The organism is Desulfurellaceae bacterium (assembly GCA_021296095.1).
In the GTDB taxonomy this organism is placed as follows: Bacteria; Desulfobacterota; Binatia; order Bin18; family Bin18; genus JAAXHF01.
The window spans coordinates 29019-42866 of sequence record JAGWBB010000048.1; the positions used below are offsets into that span (position 1 = coordinate 29019).

A 13848-nucleotide genomic window follows, 5' to 3' on the forward strand; every position below is an offset into this window, starting at 1 on the left:
CCTTTATTTCATGCGCCAGTTGGGTTTGCGCTTTTCGACAAACGCCCGGGTGCCCTCGACGGCGTCTTCGGATTCCCACACCGAGGCCATGAGTTCCGTGCCCATGCGGTAGGCATAGTCCATGGGCAGCTCCAGGCCCATGGTCGCCAGGTTACGGGTCGCGCGCACGGCCAGGGGCGCGTTTTGACACAGCGTCTCGGCCATTGTGACGGCGGTCGGCAGCAGATCGGCCTGAGGCACGACCCGGGTGACGAGACCGATGCGGTGGGCTTCCTGGGCGTCGACCGGCTCGCCGCTCAGCAACAGCCACATGGCGTTTGACAGGCCGATCAGGCGCGGCAGGCGAAAGGAGCCGGTCGGCGGGCACAGGCCGACCTTGACCTCGGCCAACCCAAATGTGGCGTTGTCCGAGCAGATACGGATGTCGCACGCCAGAGCCTTTTCCATGCCGCCGCCAAAGGCGGCGCCGTTGATGGCGGCGATGGTCGGCTTGCCGCTGTCCTTGCTCAAGCCCTCGACGTTGCGAATGCCCACGCTCGATTTCTTGCCCGTCGCCTCGCGCTCCGAGGCTTCCTTGAGATCGCGTCCGGCCGAAAAGGCCCGGTCACCGGCGCCGGTATAAATGGCGACCCAGGCGTCGTCATCGGCCGCGAACTTCTTGTCGGCCTCGACCAGCTGCCTGAACAGCTCTTCGCCCATGGCGTTCATGCGCTCGGGCCGGTTGAGGGTGATCGTGACAATGTGGTCGTGTTTTTCGTACAGGACGTAGGACATGGGTGTGCTCCCGCAGGTCTCAGCCGCCGAAATAACTCTTGGGGTTCTCGACCGTCATGGTCTGAATCGTGCCCTCGCTGACCCCGGCTCGGCTCAGGGTCGGAATGATGTTCTTCAGAATATGGCTGTAGTTGTTGTTGGGGCAGGCCGCCACAAAATCGTCCCAGGTCTTGCTCGGCCGGCCCATCAGGCAGTGCACGGCGTCGTGGGACAGCATGACCCGGTCATAGCCGACGGCCAGCAGACCGATCAGCGAGGCCAGGCGCATCTTGTCCGGGGCGATCACGTCAATGCCGAAGCGGTCAAAGCCCAGCCACGCCCCGCGCTCCAGGATGTCGAAGTAGTAGCGCATGTCGCCGACCCCGCAGGCGTGGCCGATCAGCACCCGGTTGAAGTCAACCCCTTCCTCTTCAAAGACGTCCAGCGTCTCGCGGCCGAACGGACCGAGTTCGTCGTTGTGGCACAGAATCGGCACGCCGGTCGCGGCGTGGGCGCGGGCCGCAGCGCGCAAACAGTTCTCCTCGTGCTTGCCCAGGCTGGTGGCGGTCTCGGTCATGCCCGGAATGCCGCCGGTGGCGGTCTTGATCAGGCCGGCTTTGATGCCCGTCTTGTCCATGCCCTCGGTGATCTCGCGGACATAGACTTCGGCAATGTCATCGGCCGCCAGGCTGCGGAAGTGGGGCGGAATGCCCAGCGCCTCGTTGTACAGCCCGGTCGCCATGATGACGTTCAGACCGGCCTTGTCGGCGCATTCCGCAGCAAACTCGGGGTCGCGGCCCAGCTCCATGGGGCACGGATCGACAAACGAGGTGACGCCCAGAGATTTGATTTCTTGCAGTTTTTCGACCGCCCCGGCGATCTCTTTTTTGCGATCAAAGCGCCAGTTGTCCCACTCGTAGCCGGGAAAACCGACGGTCAGATGCTCGTGGATCAGGGTGAAGCCCAGATCGTCCGTCGTCTTGTCACCCAGGACTGTTTGCACCTTTGCCATACTTCACGCTCCTTTCGTCGGATCGCTCCCTGTCAAAGCATACCCCGGTGTGTATCGCAAGGCGCCGGCCCCGTCCTTGCCGAGGCGCGAGGGGACGGCCATAATGCGGGCCATACATTCCACGAACTCAGGAGTATACCGTATGCCAGACACGACCGAGCGCCAGCAGCGTTTCCTCGATATTGCCGCCGCCCACGCCGAGGACTTCAAAACCCGCGTTGCCGAGCATGACCGGGACAGCAGTTTCCCGCATGAGAATGTCGCGGCGATGCAGGCCTCCGGCTACACGGCAATGCTCGTGCCGGAGGAACTCGGCGGGGGAGGGGGGCTGCCGCACGATCTCACCCTGAGCCAGGAACGCCTGGCCCAGGGCGACCTGCCGATGGCCATTGCGGTGAATATGCACCACATTGTTGTCGGTCTGCTGGCCGACCTGTGGCGCCTGGATCAGCGTGGCCAGGGACCCCAGCTCGACGCCATCGAACCGCTGCTCAGGGCGACGGTCAGCGACAAGCTCGTCTTCTGCGGGCCGGTCAGCGATCCCCGGATGAACAGTTCGGTCGGCTTTGCCGGGATCAACGACACGACCCGTCGGGCGACCAAGGTGGACGGCGGCTACCGGATCAACGGCCGCAGCGGGTTTGGCACAATGTCAGCGGGGGCGGACTATGTCTTGACCACGGCCCGTTATGACGACCCGGATACGGGTCCCCAGTGTCTGCTGTGTTTCATGCCGGCTACGGAAGACGGTATTCAGGTGCAGACCAACTGGGATACCCTGAGCATCCGCTCGTCGCAGAGCAACGACGTGGTCTGGGACAATGTGTTTGTCGGTGACGACGCGGCCGTCCTGCGCCCGGCCCAGACCTGGGACGCGCTGGCCAACATCACGGCTTCGTGGTGGGTCGCCTCGGGCCCGGCGTGCTATCTGGGCCTGGCCCAGGCTGCCCGCGATTACGCCATGGACTGGGTGGCGGGACGCCGTCAGGAGCCGTTCGATCAGCCCATGACGCACTATCCGAGCAATCAGCTGTTGGCGGCCGAAATGGAGATTGGGCTGCGCGCGGCGCGGGCCATGCTGTACGACGCGCTGGCCGCCCACGACGCGCTGGAGCGGCGCGTTGAGGATGATCTGGTGAACCTGATCGCCTGTTATCAGTTTGTGATGGAGAGCGGCTTCCAGATCGTGGATAAAGCCATGCGCATGGTCGGCGGGGCGGCGCTGTTCAAAAAGAACCCGCTGGAGCAGATGTACCGCGATGCCCGAGCCGCCATCATCCACCAGCCGTTTGCCGGTATGGAGGGCAAGGCCCTGCTCGGGCGGCGCGCCTTTGGCCTCCCAGTCTACACCCAGCCACGTTTTGTGTGACAAGAAACCCATCCACAAGGAGAAAGCCATGGCAGACGCGACAGCGGTGGTCAGCGCCGCACGAGAGAAGGCCCGCAAGGTTGCCCCCAAGCTCATCGAGCTGAGCGAAAAAGTCGTCTACGGCGATGTGTGGGAGCGCAGCGGTTTGTCCAAACGTGACCGGAGTCTGATTACCGTTGCATCGCTGATGTCGATGTACCGGCCCGAGCAGTTGCGGCTCCATCTGCAACGCGCCCTGGACAACGGCGTCACCCAGGAAGAGATCGGAGAACTCATCACCCACCTAGCGTTCTACTCCGGCTGGCCGACGGCGATGACCGCAGCCACGATCGCCAACGAAGTGTTTGCGGCCAGAGACTGAGCCCGGCATCGCCCGGCTGGGGGGAGGCTGTCATGCAGGTCGGTTTTATCGGACTGGGGACAATGGGGGCTAAGATGGCCGCCCGCCTCCAGCGGGCCGGCTATCGGCTGCGCGTTCACGACCTCCGCCGTCAGGCTGCCGAGCCGCAGCTGGCTGCGGGCGCGGCCTGGGCTGAGTCCGCTCGGCAGGCCGCCGAGGGAGCAGAACTGGTCTTTACATCGCTGCCGACCCCGGCCGATGTCGAGCAGGTTGCCCTGGGTGAGCAGGGGCTCCTCAATGCCCTGCGGCCCCACAGCGCTTATTTCGATCTCTCGACCAATGCACCGGAGGTTGTGCGGCGTCTGCATACGGCATTTGCCGAGCGCGAGGTGCACATGCTGGATGCCCCGGTGAGCGGTGGGCCGCACGGGGCTGAGACGGGCCGGCTGGCCATCTGGGTCGGTGGCGACAGGGCTATTTTCGAGCGCTACAAACCGCTGCTCGACGCGATTGGTGACCAGGCTCGCTATGTTGGTCCGGTCGGCTCGGCCACTGTCGCCAAGCTGGTCCACAACTGCGCCGGCTATATGCTGAACCGCGTTCTGTCCGAGGTTTTCAGCATGGGGGTGAAGGCCGGCGTCGAGCCGCTGACCCTGTGGCAGGCGGTGCGTCAGGGGGCGCTGGGCCGGACGCGGACCTTTGACGGCTTGGCCCGCCATTTTCTGCCCGACGACTACGACCCGCCCGACTTTGCCCTGAGGCTGGCCCACAAGGATGTCAGCCTGGCCACCCAGCTGGGCCGCAAACTTCAGGTGCCGATGCCGATGGCCAACCTGGCCTGGGATGAGTTGACCGAGGCGCTGGGCCGGGGCTGGGGGGAGCGTGACTCGCGGGCGGCCATGCTGCTGCAACAGGAGCGGGCCGGCGTGCGTATTGCCGTTCCGCCCGAGCAGCTGCGCGAGGTGCTCGAACGGGACGACAAGGACGAGGACTGAGGCAGGGCCGGGTCTCAGCGGCCGCGGCCCATGGTGTAGAACTCGTCGTTGGGCCGCATGGCGGTCAGGTGGGCCATACGGTTCGACAGGGCAAAGAAGGCGGCGATGGCGCCAACGTCCCAGATGTCTTCGTCGTTCAGGCCGTGCTGGCGGAGCCGGCTGCGGTCGGCGTCTTCGATGTCCTGGGGCCGCAGGGCAACTTTGACGGCAAAGTCCAGCACCGCCCGCTGACGCGGCGTTATATCGGCTTGGCGATAGTGCACCGCGATCTGGTCGGCGATCAGCGGGTTCTTGGTATAGATACGCAGAATCGCTCCGTGGGCGATCACACAGTACTGACAGTCGTTGGCGGCGCTGGTGGCCACCACAATCATCTCCCGTTCGGCTTTTGACAGGCCGCCGTCTTTGAGCATCAGGGCGTCGTGATAGTCAAAAAACGCCCGGAACTCGGCCGGCCGGTGGGCCAGGGCCAGAAACACGTTGGGAATAAAGCCGGCTCTGGCTTGGACCACGCTGATCCGATCCTGGATGTCCTGGGGGAGATCTTCCAGCCGGGCGACGGGGTAACGACTGATGGGGTGGTCTGCCATGCGGATGCGCCTTTCGTTGGTGTCTCAGTCGGTATCGGTCACAAAGCTCACCACTTCGATGCGGTTGCCATCGGGGTCGCGGACAAACGCCGCATAATAGCTGGCGTGGTACTCGGGACGAAACCCGGGCTCGCCATCGGACTCGGCTCCGGCTTGCAGGGCGGCCGCATGGCAGCGATCAACCGACTCTTTGCTGGTCGTGCGGAGCGCGATATGGACCCCGCTGTCCCCGTCCACCGGCTCCATTTGCGCGCGACGGTTGAGCCAGAACTCGGGATATTTTTTGCCGAAACCGGTCGTGTCGGGGCGTTCGACCAGCTTGTCAAAGCCGATGGTGGCCAGCACGGTGTGGTAAAAGCGGGTGCTGTGGGCCAGGTCGCGCACGCTGATCGAGATATGGTCAATCATGGTTTCCTCCGCCTGTTGACTTCTCCACCCGGCCAGTCTATGCCTGCGGGCAGGCTTCGTATAGTACAAAAACGAGGTCAAAAAGCCTAGGTGAGCCGAGCACCGATCCCAACGGTCCGGCAGCTGAAGGAGGAAGAGCATGAGCGGTTACACCATTATTGATGTTGATACCCATGTCACGGAAACGCCCGACCTGTGGACCAGCCGGGTGCCCGAGCGGATGAAGGATGCCGTGCCCCGCGTTGACACCGACGCCAAAGGCCGGCTGTGGTGGTTCATCGGCGACCGGCGCGTTGCCAACCCGGGCCTGACCGCAACGGCCGGGGTGGGCGACATGATGAGTTGGCCCAAAAGCTATGAAGAGATGCACCCCGGAGCCTACGACGCCAAGGAACGGCTCAAATACATGGATGAGATGGGCATCTGGGCCATGGTCATGTATCCCAATGTCGGCGGGTTTGGCAGCCAGGAGTTTCTGCGGCTCGACGATGCCGAGCTGAAGCTGGCCTGCGTCAGAGCCTATAACGACTGGCAGACCGAATGGGCGTCGGCCGATTCGCGGCGTCTGCTGCCGATTACCTCGACCCCGTTCTGGGACGTGGCTGAGACGGTCAAAGAAGTCCGGCGCTGTGCCGCCATGGGCCACAAGGGCATTCTGTTCACCGGCGAGCCGCAATCTCTGGGGCAACCCCTGCTGGGCGACGAGAGCTGGAACCCGCTGTGGGAAGTCGCCGTCGAGCTGGATCTGCCGATCAGTTTTCACATCGGCTCGGGCAATATGGACGGCGGGCTGCGGCGCGACAAGGTTGCCAAGTACGGAAAAATGACCGCCTTTGCCGAGCTGTCGGTCGATATTTTCATGCGCAACGGCATACAGCTGAGCGACCTGATCGTGTCCGGGGTGCTGTCGCGCTATCCGGACATCAAGTTCGTCTCGGTCGAGAGCGGGATCGGCTGGATTCCGTTTGCCCTCGAAGCGCTCGATTATCAGTTCCTGGGCAACCGCGTGCCGGAAGAGCGACCCGACCTCGACATGCTGCCCTCCGAGTACTTTGCCCGCAACATCTACGCCTGCTACTGGTTCGAGCAAATCGCGCCGCGGCGTCTGATCGACAAGGTGGGTGCCGACAAGATCATGTTCGAGACCGACTTTCCGCATCCGACCTCGCTGTACGGCGACGAGGTACACGAACGGATCAAGCACGGGCTGGATGACTGCGACGAAGACATCCGTCGCAAAATCCTGTGGGACAACGGACAGAAACTCTACAAGGTTGAGGGGCCGACAGCCGAGGACGAGGCCAAGCGCGCCGCAGCCGTGGCCTAGCTCCAACCCAACCGACTGACAGTAAAAGGCCAGCGCCAGCTGGCCTTTTTTGCGTGTTGGGTCGCGTTCTGACACGCGGGCAGATCTGTCGCAGCCAGAAAGGGCAGCCTCGGCTCGGGACTTGTCCTCCTTCCGCAGTTCTGGATGCCGAGACGCTCCGCAGTGATACGGATGGATAAGTGAAAACAGGCGTTGTGATTGGTGAGAAGAGGGGCTAGGAAGGAGGAGTGGCAGAGAACGGTCAGGGAGAAATACGGAGAAATAAACGCCGCGGCTTGGCCAAGTCTCTCTATGATTCCGGGAAAATTATTCTAGGGGCAGGTGTGATTTCCTATGGCTTGGGAGGAAAAAGTCCGTGGTGGGTTACTGTCCTCCTCTTTTTTTCTGTCCTTGGACTCTACGCGTGGGCCTATTACGTGGATGAATAGGGGGATTGTATGGAACTCGCTCTGTTGCTGTCCCTAGTGCTTGTTGCCACCATTATTGGCTGGCTCGGATTTTATCTCAAAGATCGACGTGAAGAAAAAGCCCGTCACAGGTGAACATGCCTGATTCGCTCTCCCCTCGTAGGGGCGAGCTATTGACACATATGCCACACCAGGGTCATCGCTCCGGCCAATAAGAACTGCCCATCAACAAAAATCTCGCCCGGTGCGCCCTTGGGCAGCAGACGCTGGTGATACACCCAGCTGACGGCACAGCTGTACGGAATCACGACACATAAACACGCGGCCAGGGGCAGGCCCTGCCAGGGCAGGCTGAGCGCCAGCAGCAAGACGCTCAGGGTCGCCATCACCCCGACCAGCACGGCCTTGGTGCGGCGTTTGCCGACCACCTTGAAGATCGTTTCCATGCCCATGATCTTGTCGCCCTGCACGTCGCGCACCCCAATCAGGGCGGCGCGCAAAAATACCAGCAGGAAGACAAAGCCCAGTACCCCGGCGGCCCGCCAGGCTGAACTCGTACCGACCGTGATCAGCGGAATCACCACGCAGGCGACCGTCCAGCCCAGGGCCGCAGCCAGGTCTTTTGAGGCCGGCAGGTCCTTGATGCTGCGGATACCCATTATATGCCGCGCCCACGACAGCGGGATGAGCTTCATGCCATAGATGGCGCCCAGACCGCCAAAGATGGCCAGGGCCAGAAATTGTCCCAGCCCCAGCGAGGCGGCCAGCCCCAGGGCGGCGGTCAGAGAAATGACTGCGACTCCCAACATGGCCTGCTGAAAATGCTGAAAGGCGCGTGGCGAGAAGCTGCCCCAGCCGCTGTAGTGGGAGCGTTCCTGGTAGCGGTTGACGGTATGCATGGCCAGGATGAAAAAACCGGCCGTGGCCATCAGCGGCAGGAGAACCTCGCGCGACAGGTGGGGGATGAGCAGCAGGCTGGCCGCCAGGCTGAGACAGGCTGCGCCCACACCGACATACACATTGCTGGCGACCAGGACTCCCATCAGGTGCTTGAGCCAGGTGTTGAGCCGACTGACCGGCTCCGGGTTGAAGGACTCCAGCCGGTCGACCACCCGGTTGATCATCCACTCCGGCGTTGAGGCTCCGGCGGTGACGCCCACCGACCGATAGGGACTGAAATCGTGGTCGCGGAGTTCGGCATCGGTCTCAATGTGCAGAACCTGGGCGCCCTCTTTGGCGGCCAGGTCGGCCAGGCGGCAGGTGTTGGCGCTGTGACGGCCGCCGACAACCACCATCAGATCGACCTGACGGGCCAGTTCAACCGTCTCGCTCTGGTGATCTCGGGTCGGTTCACACACCGTGTTGGTTGCCCGGATGACCGTCGCTTTGGGTTTGATGGCCTCGACCGTGCGGGCAAAGGTCTCGTCGTTCTGGGTTGTCTGAGACACCACGCACACCCGGTCAAACTCGGGCAGCTGGGCGGCCTGCTCCTCGTCGGCCACCACAAAACAGCGGGTTGAGGCATAGCCCTTGAGCCCCGTCACCTCGGCGTGATGGTCGTCGCCGACAATGACGATGTCATATGCGTCGTTGCTGTACTTGGTGATGATTTTTTGCACCTTGCGCACCAGCGGGCAGGTCGCGTCGTAGACGTCGGCACCGCTGGCCCGGAGCTGGTCAAACGCCTCCGGGCGGACCCCGTGAGCCCGCACCAGGACCGTGCCGCCGCGGATATCGCTCGGCCGCTCAAAGGCGTGGATATTCTGCTCGGTGAGTTCCTCCATGACCTGGGCGTTGTGAATCAGAGGACCAAAGGTCTGGACCGGGCCGTCGGTCTTTTTGGCCAGATCGACCGCCTGGTCCAAGGCTCGCCGGACTCCCCAACAGAATCCGGCCGTCTCTGCCACAAGGATGTTCATTGTCTGCCCCTCGTCCGCACGTATTTGAGACTGCCCATTATAGAGCCGGATTGATGGCCGTGAAAGTCGGCCTGAGGGGGGCGGCAGCCGGGGGATGGAAAACGGGCCGGCGAAGCCGTACAAGGGAAACGCCTGAGAAAGGAGATTCGGATGATTCATCTGCTGTACTTCATTACCCGAAAGGCGTCGCTCGGTGAGGCCGAGTTTCATCGCTACTGGCGTGACACCCACGGCCCGATTGCGGCCAAAATTCCGCAGCTGGTGCGCTATGAACAGAGCCACCGGATTCCGTTTGCAGACACGAACTCGTCCTATGACGGCGCGGCCGAGGTGTGGCTGGAGGACGAGGCCGCGTTTCAGGCCCTGCGCGAAACGCCCGAATATGTGGATGGCGCGCTGGCCGATGAACCCAATTTTATTGACATGAACCGGGTCGAGTGGCTGGTGACCCGGGATCATGTCATTCTGGACGGCCCGCAGACACCCGGCCTGACCAAGGGTATTTTTCAGCTCAGGCGCAAACCCGGCATGTCGCTGGCCGACTTTCGTCAGTACTGGGTCGAGGTCCACGGGCCGATTGTGAAGCGGCTGCCCGGCCTGCGTCGCTATGTCCAGTGCCATACCGTTGACGCCGCCTACCAGTACGCCGAACCGCGCTGGGACGGGGTGGCCCAGCTGTGGCTGGACAGCCCCGAGGCGTATCAGGCCATGCTCGACTCCGACGAGTTTCAAAACGAATCGTGGCCGGACGGGGGCAAGTTTCTCGACCTGGACCTGGCGGTCAGCTTTGTCGCCCAGGAACATCAGGTCAAATGGGAATGAGCAGCAATGCTGGGTGTTGAACGCGGCAGGCTGAAGGCAAGACGCCAGGACACGCTCGTCCGGCGTCATGGGGGTTCTGCTTTGTCCCTTTCGCTCTTGACACCTTCTTTTCTTCCCCCTGAGCAGGAGCCTCAGAGGATCGTCCCGGATGAGGAGCACCCATGTGGCGGGTAGGCGTCGACGTTGGCGGAACATTTACCGACCTGTTTGGCTGGGAGGAAACAACCGGTGAGCGTGTCACGGCCAAGGTCCTGACCACGCCGTGGGACCGCTCGGTTGGTGTCATTGAGGCGGTCAAAAAGGCCGCCCGCGATTCGCTCGAAGCGGTTGAGCAATCGGACCTTCCATTTGACCAGATCTCCTGCCTGATCCATGGCACCACCACCGCGACCAATGCCCTGATTGAACGCTCGTACCCAGATCCGGCCCTGGTCACCACCCAAGGCTTTCGGGATACCATCGAAATTGGGCGGCAGCATCGCAAAGACCTGTACGACCCCTATCAGGTCAAACCCAAGCCCCTCATCAGGCGCCGCTATCGCTATACCGTCCCGCAACGCACGAATGTCAAGGGCGAAGTAGAACGCCCGCTCGATACACTGGCCGCGCGGCAGATTGCCGAGAAAATCAAGGCGGAAGGTATCCGCTCCATTGCCGTGTGTTTCCTCAATTCCTATGTCAACACCGACCATGAGCGGCAGATGCGTGACATCCTGCTCGAACACATGCCTGATGCGCATATTATGCTGTCGGGCGAGACGCGGCCCTTGTTTCGTGAGCACGGCCGCTTTGTCACCACCGCGGTCAGCGCCGCGCTCAAGCCGGTGATGGGAGCCTATTTCGATCATCTCCTGGAACGCCTCACCCGCCAAGGCTTTCAGGGCTCCTTGCTGATTCTCAAAAGCAGCGGCGGCGTCATCGGCGTTGATCTGGCCAAGGAGCACCCGGAAGAACTGCTGGAGTCCGGGCCGGCCGGTGGGGTTGCCTATGCCGGCTATCTGGCCGAGGCCATACACGAGCGTCACATGATTTGCGCGGACATGGGCGGGACGAGCTTTGATGTCTCGATTGTCGAAGAGGGCAAGGGGCTCGTTACTCGCGAGTATGAACTCGAATTTGAGCTCCCGATCATCCTCCCCATGCTCGATATCCACAGCGTGGGTGCCGGCGGCGGCTCGGTCGGCTGGGTAGATGGCGGCGGCTCGCTCCGGGTGGGGCCGCGTAGCGCCGGCTCACAACCTGGGCCGGCCTGCTATGGCAACGGGGGGAACGAACCGACGATTACAGACGCCAACCTGCTGCTTGGCCGCCTGGAGCCGACCCTGGGAGGGAAGATCAATCTGGACCGGCGAGCGGCTGAACAGGCGGTGCGCACCGTTGCTGAGCAACTGGGCCTGTCGGTGGTCGAGACCGCCGACGCCATGATCCAGATCAGCTGTGAGATTATGGCCCAGGCTGTCAAAAAGGTCATTATCAATAGAGGCCGTGATCCGCGCGATTTTGTGCTGACCAGTTTTGGTGGGGCCGGGCCTATGCACGCCTGCTTTGTTGCCCGGGCCATGAATATCCCGAAAGTCATCGTCCCGGCGGCCGCCGGAGTCGCTTCCGCCTTTGGCGCAACCGTCATGGATGTCCGTCAGGATGTCGAGCAATTCCTGTACGCCCCGCTTGGGGAGGTTGACCTGGACCGGCTGAATCGCGTGTACGCCGAACTCGAACGGACGGCCCGCAGTCTGCTCGCCCGCGACAATGTCTCGGCAGAAAATGTGCTCATCAACCGGACCGCCCAAATGCGCTATGTGGGCCAGACGTATGAACTTGAGACCCCCATTCCGGGTAGGGCGCTGACCGAGGACGCTCTGGTCAGCATTGGCGAGACCTTTCATGCCGTGCACAAGCAGGAGCATGGGGTCAGTTCGGACATCTTTGATCCGGCGTTTGTCTCTCTCAGTGTTGCGGCAACAGCCCCGACCGCAGCCCTGCCGCCCTATAAAAGTGTCGCCGCAGGAAATGTTGTGGCGATGAAGAACTCACGCCCGGTATACTTTTCCGGCGAATGGATCGCCTGTCCGATTTACAACGGCCAGATTCTCCCGCCCGGCACGGAGATTCAGGGACCGGCGATTCTGGAATATCTGGATTCGGTGGCCGTACTCCCGCCCGGCACGCAGGCAACCATTGATACGCACGGCAACCTTATTATACACGGAGAACGGTAATCGGGCGGCAGCAGTTTTACCCGTGCAGGAGGATGGTCATGCAATCCAGTGCATTCGAAAAGGCAGGCGACAGCATTAAAAACCGGGTCGGACTCGATCACATCACCTTTGAAGTCTTGCGGAATCTGTTTGAATATACCTGTGATCGGATGACGGCGGTGCTCCAACGCGCCTCGTTCTCGCCTATTCTGTCCGATATGGTTGATTTCTCCAACGCCATTTATGACCCGGAGATGCGGCTGCTGAGTCAGGCCGCCAACGTTCCCGTTCACCTGGCGGCCATGAAGTTTTCGGCCCATGCCGTACGGGACGAGTTCGGCATTGAAAATATGCAGGACGGCGACATCTATGTGGTAAACGACCCCTACCGAGGTGGCACCCATATTAACGACATCTCCTGGATCAAGCCTGTTTTTTACAAAGGCACACAACTGTTGGGCTTTGCGGTCAGCCGGGGCCACTGGATGGACTTTGGTGGTGGGGCACCGGGCGGCCAGGCGTGGGGAACGCATATTGCGGAAGAAGGACTCCGCCTCCCGCCCATCAAAGCCTTTGAACACAATGAGGTCAAACCGGAAATCCTCAAGATTCTCCTGGCCAATACGCGGACCCCGCATTTTATCCAGGGTGACCTCCAGGCCCATGTCGGCTGTCTCAAAGCCGCCGAAGAGGAAATGCAATCCGCAGCCGAGCGCTATGGTCTGGAGACCGTCAAGGCCGCCATGGCCGAGCTGATCGCCTATACCGAGCGGATTGTTCGCAAGAGAATTGAGAGCATCCCGGACGGGGTGTATACCGGCGAAGATTATGCGGATACCGACGGCCAGACTGATGAGCCCGTCAAAGTCAACGTGACCCTGACGGTCAAAGGCTCAGATATTACCGTAGACCTGACCGGCTCCGCCCCCCAATGTCTCGGCGCTATCAACTCGCCCAAGGCCAATACCCATTCCGCAGTCTTTTATTCGCTTCAGTTTTTCCTGGAACCCAGTGCGCCGCAAAACGAAGGGATGTTCAACCCGATCAGCGTCGTCCTGCCTGACGACTGCTGGCTGAACCCCAAATGGCCGGCCCCCACCATCGGGTGTACGGTTCTGGCCGCCCCAAAAGTCGCCAGCGCAGTGTGGCAGGCTATTGCCAACGCCCTGCCTGACCGCGCAGTCGGTTCCGCGTGTGGCGACTGCAATTGGTTTGTGTGTGGCGTGCGGGATCCGGCTGGAAAAACCGACGTGTTCTCAGACCTGCCGGCCGGCGGCTGGGGCGGGACCCCGTTTAATGATGGCATGAATGTCACCATGGACCCGCTGGGCAACTGCATGAATATGGAAGCAGAGACCGCGGAGCTGATGTTCCCGGTCGCGTATGAGGCATTCGATATTCGGCAGGACTCAGCCGGGGATGGCCACCATCGGGGCGGATTCGGGTCTCATCTCAAAATCCGTTTTTTATGCGAAGGCGCGATGAGTGTTGAAACAGCCCGCACGCGTGAGGGCACCCCAGGGGTGAACGGTGGGCAGCGGAGTGTGCCACAACGTTTATGGCACCTCTCTGCGGACGGCACGCAAAAAATTGTCGGTGGTCTGACCGAAGACGGTCGGTGGCTCAACCCGCTGCTGCGCGGCCACAAGCTCTCCTATGGTGATACGTTCTGGTTTGAAACCACCGGCGGCGGTGGCTGGGGCAATCC

Annotated in this window: 12 protein-coding genes; 7 read left to right on the top strand and 5 right to left on the bottom strand. The window is 62.0% G+C overall.

The annotated features are described in order from the left end of the window. Positions 1-3 precede the first annotated feature (3 nt). Complete coding sequence (locus tag J4F42_12820) at positions 4-774, bottom strand: enoyl-CoA hydratase/isomerase family protein (protein ID MCE2486392.1); 771 nt, start codon at positions 772-774, stop codon at positions 4-6. A gap of 19 nt (positions 775-793) precedes the next feature. Next, positions 794-1765, bottom strand: coding sequence for a phosphotriesterase (locus J4F42_12825; protein ID MCE2486393.1), 972 nt, complete (start codon positions 1763-1765; stop codon positions 794-796). A gap of 142 nt (positions 1766-1907) precedes the next feature. Here J4F42_12825 and J4F42_12830 point away from each other — a divergent pair, with 142 nt between their 5' ends. The 3 genes from J4F42_12830 to J4F42_12840 are packed head-to-tail and all read left to right on the top strand — an operon-like array spanning position 1908 to position 4469. Then, positions 1908-3134 (top strand): acyl-CoA/acyl-ACP dehydrogenase, encoded by a 1227-nt coding sequence (locus J4F42_12830; GenBank protein ID MCE2486394.1) that lies wholly within the window; start codon positions 1908-1910, stop codon positions 3132-3134. 28 nt (positions 3135-3162) lie between these two features. Beyond that, positions 3163-3495 (top strand): carboxymuconolactone decarboxylase family protein, encoded by a 333-nt coding sequence (locus J4F42_12835; protein ID MCE2486395.1) that lies wholly within the window; start codon positions 3163-3165, stop codon positions 3493-3495. A gap of 32 nt (positions 3496-3527) precedes the next feature. Continuing rightward, positions 3528-4469 (top strand): NAD(P)-dependent oxidoreductase, encoded by a 942-nt coding sequence (locus J4F42_12840; GenBank protein MCE2486396.1) that lies wholly within the window; start codon positions 3528-3530, stop codon positions 4467-4469. Between the two features lie 14 nt (positions 4470-4483). On the opposite strand, the gene J4F42_12845 is transcribed toward J4F42_12840, so the two are convergent. Both J4F42_12845 and J4F42_12850 read right to left on the bottom strand, forming a co-directional pair. Then, a complete protein-coding gene (locus J4F42_12845) occupies positions 4484-5059 on the bottom strand; it encodes a peroxidase-related enzyme (protein MCE2486397.1) in 576 nt (191 codons plus the stop codon). Between the two features lie 24 nt (positions 5060-5083). Beyond that, complete coding sequence (locus J4F42_12850; protein ID MCE2486398.1) at positions 5084-5467, bottom strand: VOC family protein; 384 nt, start codon at positions 5465-5467, stop codon at positions 5084-5086. Between the two features lie 139 nt (positions 5468-5606). On the opposite strand from J4F42_12850, the gene J4F42_12855 reads away from it, so the two are divergent. Further along, positions 5607-6794 (top strand): amidohydrolase, encoded by a 1188-nt coding sequence (locus J4F42_12855; GenBank protein ID MCE2486399.1) that lies wholly within the window; start codon positions 5607-5609, stop codon positions 6792-6794. Positions 6795-7371: 577 nt separating this feature from the next. On the opposite strand, the gene ispH is transcribed toward J4F42_12855, so the two are convergent. Continuing rightward, a complete protein-coding gene (gene ispH / locus J4F42_12860; protein MCE2486400.1) occupies positions 7372-9120 on the bottom strand; it encodes a 4-hydroxy-3-methylbut-2-enyl diphosphate reductase in 1749 nt (582 codons plus the stop codon). A gap of 150 nt (positions 9121-9270) precedes the next feature. On the opposite strand from ispH, the gene J4F42_12865 reads away from it, so the two are divergent. The 3 genes from J4F42_12865 to J4F42_12875 form a co-directional block, all read left to right on the top strand. Further along, on the top strand, positions 9271-9942 hold the full coding sequence (locus tag J4F42_12865; GenBank protein ID MCE2486401.1) for an EthD family reductase: 672 nt from the start codon (positions 9271-9273) through the stop codon (positions 9940-9942). A gap of 161 nt (positions 9943-10103) precedes the next feature. Further along, complete coding sequence (locus tag J4F42_12870; GenBank protein MCE2486402.1) at positions 10104-12161, top strand: hydantoinase/oxoprolinase family protein; 2058 nt, start codon at positions 10104-10106, stop codon at positions 12159-12161. Between the two features lie 38 nt (positions 12162-12199). Then, on the top strand, positions 12200-13848 hold a 1649-nt coding region (locus J4F42_12875; protein ID MCE2486403.1), incomplete at its 3' end, for a hydantoinase B/oxoprolinase family protein.